The sequence below is a fragment of the Stenotrophomonas rhizophila genome (assembly GCF_007667275.1).
GTDB classification, from domain to species: Bacteria; Pseudomonadota; Gammaproteobacteria; order Xanthomonadales; family Xanthomonadaceae; genus Stenotrophomonas; species Stenotrophomonas maltophilia_AE.
In genome coordinates, this window is the sequence record NZ_VDQT01000003.1 from 273,222 (window position 1) to 290,189 (window position 16,968).

A 16,968-nucleotide genomic window follows, 5' to 3' on the forward strand; every position below is an offset into this window, starting at 1 on the left:
TCGGACAGTCAACGTCATTGCTTGCGGAAGTGGGTCAACGCCTTCCAGGCGGTGCGTACCGCGGCCGGGTCCGGCGGCTGCCCGGCCAGGGGCAGGTAGTGCGCATCCAGGGTGGTGGCGTTGCCGAACTTGTCGAACACGAAGGTGCGGTCGCCCTGGCGGATGCCGCGCTGCGACCAGCTTTCCACCAGCAGGGGACGGGCCGGGCGCCCGGCGTCGAACAGGTCCTGGCCGGTGCTGAAATCGGCCAGCGGGTTCTCGCAGCCCAGGCCGTAGCGCATCAGGGTGGGCACCCAGTCTTCGTGGCTGCTGGCGCCGGCATGCGCGGCCGGCGCGCGATCGGGCCAATGCAGTACGAAGGGCACCTGCATCTGGTAGTCGGAGAAGTTGCCGTTGTGGCCCCAGTAGTTCAGTCCGAGGTCGTTGAATTCCTCGGCATGGTCGCCGGTTACCAGCACGATGGTGTTGTCGGCCTGGCCACTGTCGCGCAGGGTCGCCAGCAACTCGCCGACCAGCGCGTCGGCGTAGTGCACGGCGGTGCGGTAGCGGTTGCGCTCGGGCGTGGGGTCGTGGTCGTCGTCGAAGGCCAGGAAATTCACGCTGTCGGCCATGGGCGTGGCCAGCGCCGGGTAGTCCGGTGGCAGGTGGTAGGGCGCGTGCGTGCTGTCCAGGAACACCATGCCGAACCACGGACGTTCGCCGGTGCCGCGGATGTCGGCGCGCAGTGCATCGACGATGTGGCGGTCGCGTGCGGCGACCGGCAGCGACGACGGGGCGGTATGCAGCTGTTCGCGGACCTGCGCGAACACGGTGCGGTCGAACTCGGGGCTGTACAGCGGGGCGCTGCCGTACAGGTGCAGGGCGTAACCCTGCTGCTGCAGCACGTCGAACAGGATCGAGCCGCGCTGTTCGCTGAGCATGCTCGGCCAGTACCCGCCGGGCAGGCCATACAGCAGCCCGAACAGGCCATAGCGGGTGGCGTTGCCGCTGCTGTAGTGCTGGTCGAAGCGTTCCGACTGCCGGGCCAGCGCCCAGGTGGCGGGCATGGTGTCGGCATCCAGCGCGTCATGCCGCAGCGATTCCAGCACCACCACCAGCACGTTGGGGCGGGTATGGCTCTGGCAGCGCAGCGGATGCAACGGGTACTGCAGCTGGCTGTGCCGCGGGTCGGGCAGGGTGGCCTGTGGAGCGCTGCGCACGCCGAGGCGGTGCATGTGGCGCTTGGCGGTGATCGGCTGGGCCCAGGGCAGGTAGGCCCATTGGCCGGTAACCGCGCGTTCGCCCACGGCGTCGTAGTAAGCGGTGCCGACCTGGCCGGTCGCCATCAGCAGCAATCCGGCGGCCCAGGCCAGCAGCACGGGGCGGCGCCGGGCGCGGTCGGGCAGCAGTTTCCAGCACGCCCACGCCAGCAGCCCCTCGGCGGCGGCTACCGCGGCCAGGACGCCGAGCGACTGCAGCCAGCTCTGCCAGGACAGCGCGACCTGGTCCTGCAGCGCGCCGCCGAACACCATGTTCAGCACCATGGCATTGAGGTGGAAGCGGTACAGCGCGAACACCTTGGCATCGACCAGCAGCAGGCACAGCCACAGGCCCTGCAGCAGGACCGCGCTGGCCACCAATGGGCGCGGTGAGCGCGGCCACAGGCCGACGGCGAGTGGCAGCAGCGACACCAGGGCGCCGAAGGCAAGGAAATGGCCGGGCAGGGCGACCGCCAGGTAGCCCAGTCCCAGCGCACCGCCGGGGTTGTCGTGCAGGGGGGCATTGCCCAGTGCAATGGCGACGGCGACGCAGGCGTTGAGGGTGGTGAACAGGCTCAGCCACGCCAGACGCGTCCAGCGCGTGGGCATGAGCGGGTCAGGGGAATGCGATACGTCCATGCAGGGTCAGGCGCGGAAGAGTGGATCGGAAGACGTGGCGGCGGCGGCGTCCTGTGCCTCCCCGGTCGCGACATGGCGAAGGGGTGGGCGCATTGTATCGGTTTGTATCAATGTATCGTCGGCGCCTATTGTCCGATCTGGCACAATGTTCAGCCGGGCCACCGTCATGGCCCTGCATCCCTACTCCGAATACGCCAGGAACCGCTGTGAGCCAGATCCCCACCCTCGACATCACCCGCTTCGACAGTGACCGCGACGCCTTCGTCGCCGAGCTGGGCGCGGCCTACCGCGAATGGGGTTTCGCGGGCATCCGCAACCACGGTATTCCGCAGGCGGACATCGATGGGGCTTACGAGGTCTTCAAGGCCTTCTTCGCGCTGCCGGAGGAGACCAAGCGCCAGTACCACCTGCCGGGCACCGGCGGTGCGCGCGGCTACACGCCGTTCGGCGTGGAAACGGCGAAGGGCTCCAAGCATTTCGACCTGAAGGAGTTCTGGCACATCGGCCGTGAGATCCCGGACGATTCGAAGTACCGCGAGGTGATGGCACCGAACCTGTGGCCAACCGAGGTGCCGGGTTTCCGTGAGAAGGGCTATGGCCTGTTCCAGGCACTGGACCAGCTGGGTTCGCGGGTGCTGTCGGCGCTGGCGCTGCACATCGGCCTGCCGATCGACTTCTTCGCCGACAAGACCAACAACGGCAATTCGATCCTGCGCCCGATCCACTACCCGCCGATCACCGCGGACGACATTCCGAACGTGCGCGCGGGCGCGCACGGCGACATCAACTTCATCACCCTGCTGGTCGGCGCCAGTGCGGCGGGCCTGGAAGTGCAGTCGCACGAGGGCAAGTGGGTGCCGTTCACGTCTGACGCGGACACCATCGTGGTCAACATCGGCGACATGCTGCAGCGCCTGACCAACCACGTGTACCCGTCGACCATCCACCGCGTGGTCAACCCCCCGGGCGAGCAGGCCCGCCAGCCGCGCTACTCGGTGCCGTTCTTCCTGCACCCGAACCCGGATTTCCTGATCGACGTGCTGCCGACCTGCATCACCCCGGAAAACCCGAGCCGCTACCCGGAGCCCATCACCGCCCATGGGTTCCTGGAAGAGCGACTGCGTGAGATCAAGCTGAAGTGATTGTTGAAGGCCACCGCGAGGTGGCCTTTTTATTGGTCGGTTGTTTGTTGGCGCGAACAGCCTGGCTGTTCGTTCCTATCGGCTGGGGCGAGGGCCGGTATGCCCCTCCGCGACACGCCGTGAACCCGTCCATGGGGGCTTGTCAAAAACATCCATGTTTTTGACAGTCGCTGCGGGGCATACCGGCCCTCGCCCCCGAAGGTAGATCGATGCCGGACGGAAACAGCGCCACGACCAACGGTCGTGGCCTACCAATGGGTGATCGATCGTTTCGGTAGGTGCCGACCGTTGGTCGGTACGCCTTACCGCTCTAATGCGTGCGCCCCGGCCCCGCAACCCATACGAGCCGGCAACCTTGATCTGCTCTGGCTCTGGCTCTGGCAATATCCATTTGAAATGTAAGCGTTTTCGGGAAACGCGGATTCGTTACATCCGGTATCATTGCCGGCTGATACCCAAAGGAGCCCGCCCATGCGCCGCAAGATCGTCGCCGGTAACTGGAAGCTGCACGGCAGCCGCCAATTCGCGACCGACCTGGTCCGCGATATCGTCGCCAGTCTCCCGAAGGAAGGAGTGGAGGTCGTCATCCTGCCGCCGCTGCCGTACCTGGGGGAACTGGTCGATGACTTCCAGGGCCACGCTGTCGCTTTCGGGTCGCAGGACGTCAGCTCCAATGAGAAGGGCGCCTATACCGGCGAAGTCTGCGCTGCCATGCTGGCCGACGTCGGCGCCCGCTATGGCCTGGTCGGCCACTCCGAGCGCCGCCAGTACCACAACGAGAGCAGCGAGCTGGTCGCGCGCAAGTTCGCCGCCGCCGTGCACGCCGGCCTGGTGCCGGTGCTGTGCGTGGGCGAAACCCTGGAGCAGCGCGAAGCCGGCCAGACCGAGCAGGTCATCGCCAGCCAGCTCGCCCCCGTGCTCGACCTGGTCGGCGCGGCCGGCTTCCAGAACGCCGTGGTCGCCTACGAGCCGGTCTGGGCGATCGGCACCGGCCGGACCGCCAGCAAGGACCAGGCCCAGCAGGTCCATGCGTTCATCCGTGGCGAAGTGGCCAAGTGGGATGCTAGAATCGCCGATTCGTTGCCGATCCTGTACGGCGGCAGCGTGAAGCCCGACAACGCCGGGGAGCTGTTCGCACAGCCCGATGTCGATGGTGGGCTGGTGGGCGGCGCCTCGCTGGTGGCCGCGGATTTCCTGGCCATCGCCCATGCGGCGGCCGGGCATTAACAAGAAATGTTGCCGGCCCCGGGCCGGCACGACATGTCCGAGGACGGATTCGAAATGCTGATGTTGATCCTCAATGTGGTCTATGTGCTGGTGGCGATTGCCATGATCGCGCTCATCCTGATGCAGCGTGGTTCCGGCGCGGCCGCAGGGTCGGGGTTCGGCGCCGGTGCCTCGGGCACGGTGTTCGGCGCGCGCGGCGCGTCCAACTTCCTGTCCAAGTCGACCAAGTGGCTGGCCGTGGTGTTCTTCGGCATCAGTCTGTTCATGGCCTGGTACGCCACCCATGGTGCGCGCCCGATGGCACAGCAGGATCTCGGCGTGATGTCGGCCCCGGCGGCAGCCACGGCCCCGGCCGTCCCCGCCGGCGAACTGCCGGCCGTGCCGAAGGCCCCCGAAGCCGCTGCGCCGCAGCCGGTTCCGCCGGCCGCTGTGCCGGCTCAGGCGGAAACGCCGAAATCTGGTGAAGAAAAGCCTTCGGAAGGCTCCCAGACTCGCTGAAGACGGTTACAATATGCGGCGCGTTGGAGGAGTCCGGTAGGAAATCCCTCCAGCGCGACACGTAAGCCCAGGTGGCGGAATTGGTAGACGCACTACCTTGAGGTGGTAGCGACTTAGGTCGTAGGGGTTCGAGTCCCCTCTTGGGCACCATTTGTTTGTAAGCGGGTTCGTCTGGCGCGCAAAGCGCCAGTAACGTTTTCCGTCCACTCCCCCATGCCAAGACGCCTGCAGGCGTGGCGGCAGAGGCAAGAGAGAATCGCTGTGCTGGCCGAATATTTGCCGTCTCTGCTGTTTCTGATAGTTGCCACCGGTATCGGCGTCGCGCTGATGCTGGTCGGCCGGTTCCTCGGTCCCCGGCGTCCCGATCTGAAAAAGCTCTCGCCGTACGAATGCGGCTTCGAAGCTTTCGAGGACGCGCGCATGAAGTTCGATGTGCGCTACTACCTGATCGCCATCCAGTTCATCGTATTTGACTTGGAAATCATCTTCATCGTGCCGTGGACCCAGGTCTTCATGGAACTGGGCGCACGTTCGCTGGTCACGATGGGCCTGTTCGTGGGCATGCTTTTCCTCGGTTTCATTTACGTCTGGAAGAAGGGAGCGCTGGAATGGGAGTAATTCAGACCCTCGATGGCCTGATGAACAACCCGGTCCCGGAAGGGCGGGTCGACGACATCCTGCGCCCCGAAGGCGACAACCCGCTGCTCGAAAAGGGCTACGTCACCACCAGCGTCGATGCGCTGTTGAACTGGGCACGTACCGGCTCGATGTGGCCCATGACCTTCGGTCTGGCCTGCTGCGCGGTGGAAATGATGCATGCCGGCGCCGCGCGCCTGGACCTTGACCGCTACGGCGTGGTGTTCCGCCCGTCGCCGCGCCAGTCCGACGTGATGATCGTGGCCGGTACCCTGGTCAACAAGATGGCTCCGGCCCTGCGCAAGGTCTACGACCAGATGCCGGACCCGAAGTGGGTCATCTCCATGGGCAGCTGCGCCAACGGTGGCGGCTACTACCACTACTCCTATGCAGTGGTGCGTGGCTGCGACCGCGTGGTGCCGGTGGACGTCTACGTCCCCGGTTGTCCGCCTACCGCCGAAGCGTTGGTGTACGGGATCCTGCAGCTGCAGAAGAAGATCTGGCGTACGCAGACCATCGCCCGCTGACCTCCATCCTGACAAGAGCGCGCCAAGCCCCCATGGCAGAGCAAGCATCCTTCATCGACCGACTCTCCGCACGTTTCGCTGGTGCGCAGGTCTTCGTGGTCGAACCCCGCGGCGAAGTGACGCTGGAAGTGCCCGCTGCCGACTGGCATGCCACTGCGCTGGCGCTGCGCGACGAATTCGGTTTCGAACAGGCCGTCGACCTGTGCGGCCTGGACTACCTCGGCTACGGCAGCGACGAGTGGGACACCGCCGATGTCTCCTCGCAGGGCTTCAGCCGTGGCGTCGAGGGCAAGGCGGTCGGCCGTTTCGCCTGGGGCGAATTCCCCACCCGCGAAACCTCCGACGGTGCCCAGCCGCAGCCGGTGCCGCTGCAGCGCTACGCCGTGGTCACCCAGCTGCGTTCCTACCAGCACAACCTCACCATGCGCATCCGCTGCTTCGCGCCGAACGAGGAACTGCCGGTGGTCGCCTCGCTGACCAGCGTGTGGCCGGGCCTGAACTGGTTCGAGCGCGAAGCGTTCGACCTGTTCGGCGTGATCTTCGAAGGTCACCCGGACCTGCGCCGCATCCTGACCGACTACGGCTTCGTGGGGCACCCGTTCCGCAAGGACTTCCCGCTGATCGGCAACGTCGAAGTGCGCTACGACGAAGAAAAGAAGCGCGTGATCTATGAACCGGTGACCTCGGTGGAACCCCGCGTCGGCGTGCCGCGCGTGATCCGCGACGATGCCCGTTTCCAGACCGCTGCCGGCGAGACCGCGCAGTCGGAGGCAAGCAAGTGAGTGAGTTCAACCAGGCCCACCAGGCATTTGCGAGCAACCCGGCCGAACTGCGCCAGGAAATCCGCAACTACACCATGAACTTCGGTCCCCAGCATCCGGCCGCGCACGGTGTGCTGCGCCTGATCCTGGAAATGGACGGCGAAACCATCATGCGTGCCGACCCGCACGTCGGGTTGCTGCACCGTGGTACCGAGAAGCTGGCCGAATCCAAGCCGTTCAACCAGTCCATCGGTTACATGGACCGCCTGGATTACGTGTCCATGATGTGCAACGAGCACGCCTACGTGCGCGCCATCGAAACCCTGATGGGGATCGAAGCACCGGAGCGTGCCCAGTACATCCGCACCATGTTCGACGAAATCACCCGCATCCTGAACCACCTGATGTGGCTGGGTTCCAACGCGCTCGACCTGGGCGCGATGGCGGTGATGCTGTACGCCTTCCGCGAGCGCGAAGAGCTGATGGACTGCTACGAAGCGGTCAGCGGCGCGCGCATGCACGCGGCGTACTACCGTCCGGGCGGCGTCTACCGCGACCTGCCGGACCAGATGCCGAAATACAAGGAATCGCGCTGGCACAAGGGCAAGGCCCTGAAGAACCTCAACGCCTCGCGCGAAGGTTCGCTGCTGGACTTCCTGGAGAACTTCACCGCCGAGTTCCCCAAGCGCGTCGACGAATACGAAACCCTGCTCACCGACAACCGTATCTGGAAGCAGCGTACGGTCGGCATCGGCGTGGTCAGCCCGGAGCTGGCGCATGCCTGGGGCATGACCGGCGTGATGCTGCGTGGCTCGGGCATTGCCTGGGACCTGCGCAAGAAGCAGCCGTACGCGAAGTACGATGCCGTCGATTTCGACATCCCGCTGGGCAAGGAAGGCGACTGCTACGACCGTTACCTGGTCCGCGTGGCCGAGATGCGCGAGTCCAACCGCATCATCAAGCAGTGCGTGCAGTGGCTGCGTGCCAACCCCGGCCCGGTCATGGTCAAGAACTTCAAGGTCGCGCCGCCCAGCCGCGAGGACATGAAGGACGACATGGAAGCGCTGATCCATCACTTCAAGCTGTTCAGTGAAGGCTACTGCGTCCCGGTCGGCGAAACCTACGCCGCGGTTGAAGCGCCCAAGGGCGAGTTCGGCTGCTACCTGATGTCCGATGGCGCCAACAAGCCGTTCCGCGTGCACCTGCGCGCGCCGGGCTTCGCCCATCTGTCCTCGATCGACTCGGTCGTGCGCGGGCACATGCTCGCCGACGTGGTGGCCATGATCGGCACCTACGACCTGGTGTTCGGCGAGGTGGACCGGTAATGGCCACCGCCCGCACGATGCCTGACACCCGCCGGCTGCTGCCGGCGCTGCAGGTTCTGGTTTTTAACGATTTGGTATTCGCTGAGGTCGGCCGATGAAGGCGACGGGTAATTTCGAGGCGGCGCGCGACGTCGACCCGATGGTGGTGTTGAGCGACAAGACGCGCGCGCACATCGAGCACTGGCTTTCCAAGTTCCCGCCGGACCGGAAGCGTTCGGCGGTGCTGCAGGGCCTGCACGCGGCCCAGGAACAGAACGGTGGCTGGCTGACCGACGAACTGATCGCCGGCGTGGCCAAGTACCTCGACCTGCCGCCGGTGTGGGCCTACGAAGTGGCCAGCTTCTATTCGATGTTCGAGCTGGAGAAGGTCGGCCGCCACAACGTCGCCTTCTGCACCAACATCAGCTGCTGGTTGAACGGCGCCGAAGACCTGGTCGCGCATGCCGAAAAGAAGCTCGGCTGCAGGACGGGGCAGTCCACCGCCGACGGCCGCATCTACCTCAAGCGTGAAGAAGAATGCCTGGCCGGTTGCGCCGGTGCGCCGATGATGGTCATCAATGGCCATTACCACGAGCGCCTGACCGTCGAGAAAGTCGACGAGCTGCTGGACGGGTTGGAGTAAGCCATGGCACATCATCACGCACCCACCGGCCCGGTCGGTCCGGCCCCGCTGCCGCACCAGGTGGTCTACACCACCCTGCACTACGACACCCCGTGGTCGTACGAGAACTACCTCAAGACCGGTGGTTACGCCGCCCTGCGCAAAATCCTCGAAGAGAAGATTTCGCCGGAGCAGGTCATCGAGATGGTCAAGCAGTCGAACCTGCGCGGCCGCGGTGGCGCAGGCTTCCCGACCGGCCTGAAGTGGTCCTTCATGCCCAAGGGCAGCATGCAGAAGTACATCCTGTGCAACTCGGACGAATCCGAGCCGGGAACCTGCAAGGACCGCGACATCCTGCGCTACAACCCGCATTCGGTGGTTGAAGGCATGGCGATCGCCTGCTACGCCACCGGAAGCACCGTGGGCTACAACTACCTGCGCGGTGAGTTCCACCACGAGCCGTTCGAGAACTTCGAGCAGGCCCTGGCCGACGCGTACGCGAACGGCTGGCTGGGCAAGGACATCCTTGGCAGCGGCGTGGACATCGACATCTACGGCGCGCTGGGCGCCGGCGCCTACATCTGCGGCGAAGAAACCGCGCTGATGGAGTCGCTGGAAGGCAAGAAGGGCCAGCCGCGCTACAAGCCGCCGTTCCCGGCCAACTTCGGCCTGTACGGCAAGCCGTCGACGATCAACAACACCGAGACCTATGCCTCGGTGCCGGCGATCATCCGCAACGGCCCGGAATGGTTCCAGGGGCTGAGCCTGACCAAGAACGGCGGCCCGAAGATCTTCTCGGTCTCCGGGTGCGTGCAGAATGGCGGCAACTTCGAAGTACCGCTGGGCACCACCTTCGACGAACTGCTGGAAATGGCCGGTGGCCTGAAGCCGGGTCGTACCCTGAAGGGCGCGGTGCCGGGCGGCGTATCGATGCCGGTGCTGAAGGCCGAGGAGCTCAAGGGCCTGCAGATGGACTACGACACCCTGCGTGCCCTGGGCACCGGCCTGGGGTCGGGTGCCATCGTGGTGCTGGACGACAGCGTGTGCTGCGTCAAGTTCGCCTGCCGCATCAGCCAGTTCTTCCACAAGGAATCCTGTGGCCAGTGCACCCCGTGCCGCGAAGGCACCGGCTGGATGCACCGCGTGCTCGAACGCATCGTCGCCGGCAAGGCCACCATGGAAGACCTGCACCAGTTGAAGGCGGTGGCGGGCCAGATCGAAGGCCACACCATCTGTGCGTTCGGTGAAGCGGCGGCATGGCCCATCCAGGGCTTCCTGCGCCAGTTCTGGGACGAATTCGAGTACTACATCGTCAACGGTCATTCGATGGTCGACGGCAAGAAGGTGGAGGCAGCCGCCGCATGAGCGCGCAACCCAACAATCCTGGTGGCACCCCGGCGATCGTGCCGGAAGGGCATGTGACCGTCGAGATCGACGGCCAGTCCCTGGTCGTGCCCAAGGGCTCGATGATCATCCAGGCCGCCGACAAGGCCGGCATCCCGATCCCGCGCTTCTGCTACCACGAGAAGCTGCCGATCGCGGCCAACTGCCGCATGTGCCTGGTCGACGTGGAAAAGTCGCCGAAGCCGGCGCCGGCCTGCGCCACCCCGGTGATGGACGGCATGAAGGTCGCCACCCGCAGTGAAAAGGCGCTCAAGTTCCAGCGTTCGGTGATGGAGTTCCTGCTCATCAACCACCCGCTGGACTGCCCGATCTGCGACCAGGGCGGCGAGTGCGAACTGCAGGACGTCTCGCTCGGCTACGGCCGTTCGGTGAGCCGCTTCAACGAGCGCAAGCGCGTGGTGCCCGACGAGGACATCGGTCCGCTGGTCGCCACCGAAATGACCCGCTGCATCCAGTGCACCCGCTGCGTCCGCTTCACCGCCGACGTCGCCGGTACCTATGAACTGGGTGGCATGTACCGTGGTGAAAACCTGCAGATCGGCACCTACGACGGCAAGCCGCTGACCACCGAACTGTCCGGCAACGTCGTCGACGTCTGCCCGGTCGGTGCGCTGACCAACAAGGTGTTCCAGTTCCGCGCCCGTCCGTGGGAACTGACCGCACGCGAATCGCTGGGTTACCACGACGCGATGGGCTCGAACCTGTTCCTGCATGTGCGCCGCGGCGAAGTGCTGCGTTCGGTGCCGCGCGACAACGAGCTGGTCAACGAATGCTGGCTGTCCGACCGCGACCGTTACTCGCACCAGGGCCTGTACAGCGCCGACCGCGCGGTCAAGCCGCTGCGCAAGGTCAACGGCGAATGGCAGGAAGTGAGCTGGGCTGAAGGCCTGGCCGCGGCCCGCGAGATCCTGTCGGCCAACCAGGGCGACGACCTCGGCGTGCTGGTGCACCCGTCGGCCTCGAACGAGGAGGGCGCCCTGCTGGCCCGTCTCGCGACCGGCCTGGGTACCGGCAACATCGACCACCGCATCAACAACCGCGACTTCTCCGACGCGGCAACCGCCGAAGTGTTCGGCCTGTCGCTGGCCGAGATCGAAGCCGCCGACAGCATCGTCGTGCTCGGCAGCAACATCCGCCACGAGCTGCCGCTGCTGCACGCCCGCCTGCGCAAGGCGCAGACCACGCGCAATGCGAAGATCCACGCGATCAACCCGGTCGATTTCGATTTTGCCTTCAAGCTCAGCGGCAAGCAGATCGTGGCACCGTCGGCCTTTGTCGACGCGCTGGGCAACGCCGAGCTGCGCCAGGCGGTCACCGGCAACGCCGTGCTGATCGTCGGTGGCATCGCCGAAAACCACCCGCAGGCCGCCGCGATCCGCGCTGCCGCGCGTGATTTCGCCGCCGCCACCGGCGCCAAGCTGTGCCGCATCCCGCAGGGTGCCAACGCGGTCGGCCTGACCAACGCCGGCGTGCTGCCGGCCGGCAAGGACGTCAACGCCATGCTGGCCCAGCCGCGAAAGGCCTATGCCCTGTACGGCATCGAGCCGGGCCTGGACTTCGCCGATACCGCCGCTGCCCGCAAGGCGCTGGCCGCAGCGCAGGTAGTGGCGTTCAGCCAGTTCGCCTGCGCTTCGACCCGCGATGTGGCCGACGTGATCCTGCCGATCGGCGCGCTGCCGGAAATCGACGCCACCCTGACCAACCTCGACGGTCGCGAGCAGTCGGCCCGTGCCGGCGGCAAGCTGCCCGGCGAAGCCCGTGAAGGCTGGCGCGTGCTGCGTGCGCTGGGCGGCGAGCTGGCCCTGGCTGGTTTCGACTTCACCGACCTGGCCGGCCTGCGCGCCAGCCTGGCCCCGGTCAGCGTCACCGTGTCCTCGTCGGCGGCAACGCCGGTGGCGGGCGATGGCCTGGAAGTGGCGTCCACCGCTGCGATCTACCGCACCGACGCGGTGGTCCGTCGCGCCCAGGCGCTGCAGTCGCATCCGCTCAACAACGCGCCGCGCATCGTGCTCAATGCCGACGACGCCGCGCGACTGCAGCTGGTCGAAGGGCAGATGGCCAAGGTCGGCACCGACGCCGGCAAGGCCACGCTGCCGGTGGTGGTCGACGCCCGCGTCGCCGCGGGATCGGTCTGGATTGAATCGGGCCACGGTGCAACCGCGCCGCTGGGTGCCGCACGCGTAACGGTGGTGGCTGCATGAACGAATTGCTGTTGAACGCGGTCGACCCGCTTCACCAATGGCTGCTGGGCCTGGGTGAAATCGGCGCGCTGCTGTGGATCGTGCTGAAGATCCTGGTGATCGCCATGCCGGTGATCATCGCGGTGGCCTTCTTCGTGGTCTGGGAACGCAAGCTGATCGGCTGGATGCACGTCCGCCACGGCCCGATGTACGTGGGCATGGGCATCTTCCAGGCCTTCGCCGACGTCTTCAAGCTGCTGTTCAAGGAGATCATCCAGCCGGCGAGCTCGCACAAGGCGATGTTCGTGCTGGCCCCGCTGATCACCCTGGCACCGGCCTTCGCGGCCTGGTCGGTGGTGCCATTCGAAGCGCAGGTGGTGCTGTCCAACGCCAACGCCGGCCTGCTGTACCTGCTGGCGATGACCTCGCTGGGCGTGTACGGCATCATCCTGGCCGGTTGGGCGTCCAACTCCAAGTACGCCTTCCTGGGTGCGATGCGCGCCTCGGCGCAGATGATCAGCTACGAAATCGCCATGGGCTTTGCCCTGGTCGGCGTGATGATCGCTGCCGGGAGCCTGAACCTGAGCAGCATCGTGATGGCGCAGGCCGGCAACTCCGGCTTCTTCGACTGGTTCCTGATCCCGCTGTTCCCGCTGTTCATCGTGTACTGGGTGTCCGGCGTGGCCGAAACCAACCGCGCGCCGTTCGACGTGGTGGAAGGCGAATCGGAAATCGTCGCCGGCCACATGGTCGAGTACTCCGGTGGTGCGTTCGCGCTGTTCTTCCTGGCCGAATACGCCAACATGATCCTGATCAGCTTCCTGATCTCGATCTTCTTCCTCGGCGGTTGGCTGAGCCCGTTCCAGGGCTGGATCACGGCGGACATCTCGCCGTGGATCGACTGGATCTGGAAGGGCGGTGCCCCGTGGCTGCTGCTGAAGGTGTTCTTCTTCGCCAGCGCCTACATCTGGTTCCGTGCCAGCTTCCCGCGCTTCCGTTACGACCAGATCATGCGTCTGGGCTGGAAGGTCTTCATCCCGCTCACCATCGCGTGGATTGCTGTGACGGCGTTGATGGTGTTCTACGGCGTGATCCAGAAGGGCGTCTAAGTGATGAATCGAATTACCCATTACTTCAAAAGCCTGCTGCTGCTCGAGCTGCTCGGGGGGCTGTGGCTGACCCTGAAGTACACGTTCAAGCCGAAGTACACCCTGATGTACCCGATGGAAAAGTTCCCGCAGTCGCCGCGTTTCCGCGGCCTGCACGCGCTGCGCCGTTATCCCAACGGCGAAGAACGCTGCATCGCCTGCAAGCTGTGCGAAGCGGTGTGCCCAGCGCTGGCGATCACCATCGATTCGGCCAAGCGTGAAGACGGCACCCGCCGTACCACCCGCTACGACATCGACCTGTTCAAGTGCATCTTCTGCGGCTTCTGTGAGGAAAGCTGCCCGGTGGACTCGATCGTCGAGACCCACATCCTCGAGTACCACTTCGAGAACCGTGGCGAGAACATCGTTACCAAGCCGCAGCTGCTGGCCCTCGGTGATCGGCTTGAAGCCGAGATCGCCGAGCGTCGCGCCGCCGACGCCGCTTTCCGCTGAGGTCCATGATGGATTGGGTAAATATCTTCTTCTGGGTCTTCTCCATCGTGGCCGGCATCTCCGCCGCGGCGGTGATCAGCGTGCGCAATCCGGTCTACGCCGTGCTATGCCTGATCCTGACCTTCTTCTCCGTGGCCTGCATCTGGATCCTGGTCGGGGCTGAATTCCTCGGCGTGGCGCTGGTGCTGGTCTACGTCGGCGCGGTGATGGTGCTGTTCCTGTTCGTGGTGATGATGCTCGACATCGACGCCTCGAACCTGCGTGAGGGCTGGGTGCGCTACCTGCCGCTCGGCCTGGTGGTCGCGGTCACCATGCTGGTGCAGATGCTGATCCTGATCGGCGTGAAGGGCAGGGCGGTGAACCCGCTGCCGGCCGACAATGCCGCCGCGCTCGCTGCCGACAGCTCCAACATCACCTGGCTGGCGCGCAGCCTGTTCACCGAATACCTGCTGCCGTTCGAGTTCGCCGCCGTCATCCTGACCGTGGCCGTGGTCGCCGCGGTGATGCTGACCCTGCGTCGCCGCACCGGCCTGAAGACCCAGAACCCGTCCGAGCAGACCATGGTCAAGGGCCATGACCGCCTGCGCGTGGTCAAGATGGACGCCGAAACGCCGGTGGTCCACACCCGCACCCGTCCGTCCAGCAACGAGGAGGCCGCCCCGTGATCACCCTTGGTCATATCCTGGCCCTTGGCGCGCTGCTGTTCTGCATCAGCCTCGCCGGCATCTTCCTCAACCGCAAGAACATCATCGTGCTGTTGATGTCGATCGAACTGATGCTGCTGTCGGTGAACATCAATTTCGTCGGGTTCTCGCGTGAGATGGGCGACACGGCCGGCCAGCTGTTCGTGTTCTTCATCCTGACCGTGGCCGCGGCCGAGGCCGCGATCGGCCTCGCGATCCTGGTAACCCTGTTCCGTACCCGCCGCACCATCAATGTCGGCGAAGTCGATTCGCTGAAGGGCTGATCCGTAGATGGAAATTACTCTCTCCAAGAGTCTGTTGATCGCCGTGGTGCTTGCGCCACTGCTCGGCAGCATCATCGCCGGCCTGTTCGGTCGCCAGGTCGGGCGCCTTGGCGCCCAGACCGTCACCATCCTCGGTGTCGCGGTCAGCTGCGTGCTGTCCAGCTATGTGTTCTACCAGCTGCTGTGGGGCGGCGCGCAGCCGTTCAACGAAAACGTCTACACCTTCTTCGAAGTGGGCCGCTACTCGGCGCACGTCGGCTTCATGATCGACAAACTCACCGCCATGATGATGGTGGTGGTGACCTTCGTGTCGTTCCTGGTCCACGTGTACACCATCGGCTACATGCAGGATGACCCGGGCTACCAGCGCTTCTTCAGCTACATCTCGCTGTTCACCTTCTCGATGCTCACCCTGGTGATGAGCAACAACTTCCTGCAGCTGTTCTTCGGCTGGGAAGCGGTGGGCCTGGTGTCGTATCTGCTGATCGGCTTCTGGTTCAAGCGCCCGACCGCGATCTTCGCCAACATGAAGGCGTTCCTGGTCAACCGCGTCGGCGACTTCGGCTTCATCCTCGGCATTGCCGGCGTGCTGTGGGTGTTCGGCACCCTGGACTACGCCACCGTGTTCGCCAACGCCACCATCCTGGCCCATCCGGAGGCGCAGCTGCAGGTGTGGTCGGGTTCGATCAGCCTGTTCGGCCAGAGCTTCCAGCTGATGAGCGAGCCGGTGATCTGGTCGATCGCCACCATCATCTGCATCTGCCTGTTCATCGGTGCAATGGGCAAGTCGGCCCAGGTGCCGCTGCACGTCTGGCTGCCGGACTCGATGGAAGGCCCGACCCCGATCTCGGCGCTGATCCACGCCGCGACCATGGTCACCGCGGGCATCTTCATGGTCACCCGCATGTCGCCGCTGTTCGAGCTGTCGCAGACCGCGCTGAACTTCGTGCTGTTCATCGGCGCCACGACCGCGTTCTTCACCGGCTTGATCGGCATCGTGCAGAACGACATCAAGCGCGTCGTCGCGTACTCCACGCTGTCCCAGCTGGGTTACATGACCGTGGCGCTGGGCGTGTCGGCCTATTCGGCGGCCGTGTTCCACCTGATGACCCACGCCTTCTTCAAGGCACTGCTGTTCCTCGGCGCGGGCTCGGTGATCATTGCCATGCACCACGAGCAGGACATGCGCAAGATGGGCGGCCTGCGCAAGTACATGCCGATCACCTTCATCACCATGTGGATCGGTACCCTGGCCCTGGTCGGTACGCCGTTCTTCTCCGGCTTCTACTCCAAGGACACCATCATCGAGGCCGCGCAGCACCACGCGCACGTTTCCTCGAGCTGGGTGGCGACCTATGGCTACTGGGCCGTGCTGGGTGGCGTGATCGTCACCAGCTTCTACAGCTTCCGCCTGCTGTTCCTGACCTTCCATGGCAAGGAGCGCTTCCGCGACGCGCATGATGACCACGCGCATGGCCATGCCCATGACGATCACCATGCCGCTGATGCGCATGCAGATGCCCATCATGCCGACTCCCACCACGGTGACGCGCACCATGACGACCACGGCCATGGCCACGGTCCGCATGAGCCGCACGAAACCCCGTGGGTGGTGACGCTGCCGCTGATCCTGCTGGCGATTCCGTCGATCGTGATCGGTTTCTTCAGCATCGGTCCGATGCTGTACGGCACCGACTGGGCCGGCCACCATGCCGAGCACGGCATCCCGGGCCAGGTGCATTCGTTCTTCACCGGCGTGGTCGATTTCTACGACCCGGCACGCAACACGATTGGTGCCCTGGCGGAAGAGTTCCATGGTCCGGTCGCGTTCGCCCTGCACGGCATGATGGCTCCGGCCTTCTTCCTGACCGTGGCCGGGTTCCTGCTGGCGGTCCTGTTCTATCTGTGGAAGCCGGAACTGGCCACGAAGTCGCGCAGGATGTTTGCGCCGCTGGTCTCGGTGCTGGAGAACAAGTACGGCTTCGACAAGCTGTGGATCGGTGGTTTCGCCGGTGGCGGCATCAAGCTGGGCAAGGTTTCGCGCGCGATCGACACGAACATCGTCGATGGTGTGGTGGTCAACGGTTCGGCGCGCCTGATCGACCTGGCGGCCAACCTGCTGCGTCGCACCCAATCCGGTTTCCTCTATCACTACGCCTTCGCGATGATCATCGGCCTGATTGCCCTGCTGGGCGTCCTGATGCATTACCTGCGTTGATGAC

At 65.1% G+C, this 16,968-nt stretch carries 16 protein-coding genes and 1 tRNA gene; 16 read left to right on the plus strand and 1 reads right to left on the minus strand.

Features of this window, described 5'->3' with window-relative positions:
* Window positions 1–14 precede the first annotated feature (14 nt).
* Window positions 15–1,847 (minus strand): DUF3413 domain-containing protein, encoded by a 1,833-nt coding sequence (locus FSZ13_RS11815; protein ID WP_260844165.1) that lies wholly within the window; start codon window positions 1,845–1,847, stop codon window positions 15–17.
* A 236-nt stretch (window positions 1,848–2,083) separates the two neighbouring features.
* Between FSZ13_RS11815 and FSZ13_RS11820 the strand changes: the two genes are divergently transcribed.
* From FSZ13_RS11820 to nuoL, 16 genes are all read left to right on the plus strand, one after another.
* The gene (locus FSZ13_RS11820; protein ID WP_145479897.1) at window positions 2,084–3,019 is read left to right on the plus strand and encodes an isopenicillin N synthase family dioxygenase; all 936 of its coding nucleotides are present in this window, start codon (window positions 2,084–2,086) and stop codon (window positions 3,017–3,019) included.
* A 471-nt stretch (window positions 3,020–3,490) separates the two neighbouring features.
* Entirely contained in the window at window positions 3,491–4,246 is a 756-nt protein-coding gene (gene tpiA / locus FSZ13_RS11825; RefSeq protein ID WP_145479899.1) for a triose-phosphate isomerase, read from the plus strand.
* A gap of 54 nt (window positions 4,247–4,300) precedes the next feature.
* A complete protein-coding gene (gene secG, locus FSZ13_RS11830; RefSeq protein WP_145479901.1) occupies window positions 4,301–4,744 on the plus strand; it encodes a preprotein translocase subunit SecG in 444 nt (147 codons plus the stop codon).
* Window positions 4,745–4,809: 65 nt separating this feature from the next.
* Window positions 4,810–4,894: transfer RNA gene (locus FSZ13_RS11835), tRNA-Leu, on the plus strand.
* Between the two features lie 111 nt (window positions 4,895–5,005).
* Complete coding sequence (locus tag FSZ13_RS11840; protein WP_026069699.1) at window positions 5,006–5,362, plus strand: NADH-quinone oxidoreductase subunit A; 357 nt, start codon at window positions 5,006–5,008, stop codon at window positions 5,360–5,362.
* Window positions 5,353–5,907 (plus strand): NuoB/complex I 20 kDa subunit family protein, encoded by a 555-nt coding sequence (locus FSZ13_RS11845; protein WP_017354657.1) that lies wholly within the window; start codon window positions 5,353–5,355, stop codon window positions 5,905–5,907. The genes FSZ13_RS11840 and FSZ13_RS11845 overlap by 10 nt, the downstream gene beginning before the upstream one ends.
* A gap of 32 nt (window positions 5,908–5,939) precedes the next feature.
* On the plus strand, window positions 5,940–6,689 hold the full coding sequence (locus FSZ13_RS11850; protein ID WP_145479903.1) for an NADH-quinone oxidoreductase subunit C: 750 nt from the start codon (window positions 5,940–5,942) through the stop codon (window positions 6,687–6,689).
* A complete protein-coding gene (locus tag FSZ13_RS11855) occupies window positions 6,686–7,993 on the plus strand; it encodes an NADH-quinone oxidoreductase subunit D (protein WP_145479905.1) in 1,308 nt (435 codons plus the stop codon). The genes FSZ13_RS11850 and FSZ13_RS11855 overlap by 4 nt, the downstream gene beginning before the upstream one ends.
* A 94-nt stretch (window positions 7,994–8,087) precedes the next feature.
* A complete protein-coding gene (nuoE, locus tag FSZ13_RS11860; RefSeq protein WP_145479907.1) occupies window positions 8,088–8,615 on the plus strand; it encodes an NADH-quinone oxidoreductase subunit NuoE in 528 nt (175 codons plus the stop codon).
* A 3-nt stretch (window positions 8,616–8,618) separates the two neighbouring features.
* Window positions 8,619–9,959, plus strand: coding sequence for an NADH-quinone oxidoreductase subunit NuoF (gene nuoF, locus FSZ13_RS11865; protein WP_145479909.1), 1,341 nt, complete (start codon window positions 8,619–8,621; stop codon window positions 9,957–9,959).
* Entirely contained in the window at window positions 9,956–12,199 is a 2,244-nt protein-coding gene (gene nuoG, locus FSZ13_RS11870) for an NADH-quinone oxidoreductase subunit NuoG (protein ID WP_145479911.1), read from the plus strand. Before nuoF ends, nuoG begins: the two co-directional genes overlap by 4 nt.
* Complete coding sequence (gene nuoH, locus FSZ13_RS11875) at window positions 12,196–13,287, plus strand: NADH-quinone oxidoreductase subunit NuoH (protein WP_145479913.1); 1,092 nt, start codon at window positions 12,196–12,198, stop codon at window positions 13,285–13,287. The genes nuoG and nuoH overlap by 4 nt, the downstream gene beginning before the upstream one ends.
* Window positions 13,288–13,290: 3 nt before the next feature.
* Window positions 13,291–13,779, plus strand: coding sequence for an NADH-quinone oxidoreductase subunit NuoI (gene nuoI / locus FSZ13_RS11880; RefSeq protein WP_145479915.1), 489 nt, complete (start codon window positions 13,291–13,293; stop codon window positions 13,777–13,779).
* Window positions 13,780–13,784: 5 nt separating this feature from the next.
* A complete protein-coding gene (locus FSZ13_RS11885) occupies window positions 13,785–14,444 on the plus strand; it encodes an NADH-quinone oxidoreductase subunit J (protein WP_186308919.1) in 660 nt (219 codons plus the stop codon).
* Complete coding sequence (gene nuoK / locus FSZ13_RS11890) at window positions 14,441–14,746, plus strand: NADH-quinone oxidoreductase subunit NuoK (RefSeq protein ID WP_068853402.1); 306 nt, start codon at window positions 14,441–14,443, stop codon at window positions 14,744–14,746. Before FSZ13_RS11885 ends, nuoK begins: the two co-directional genes overlap by 4 nt.
* A 7-nt stretch (window positions 14,747–14,753) precedes the next feature.
* Window positions 14,754–16,964, plus strand: a complete 2,211-nt coding sequence (gene nuoL / locus FSZ13_RS11895) for an NADH-quinone oxidoreductase subunit L (RefSeq protein ID WP_145479919.1) — start codon at window positions 14,754–14,756, stop codon at window positions 16,962–16,964.
* Window positions 16,965–16,968: the final 4 nt, after the last annotated feature.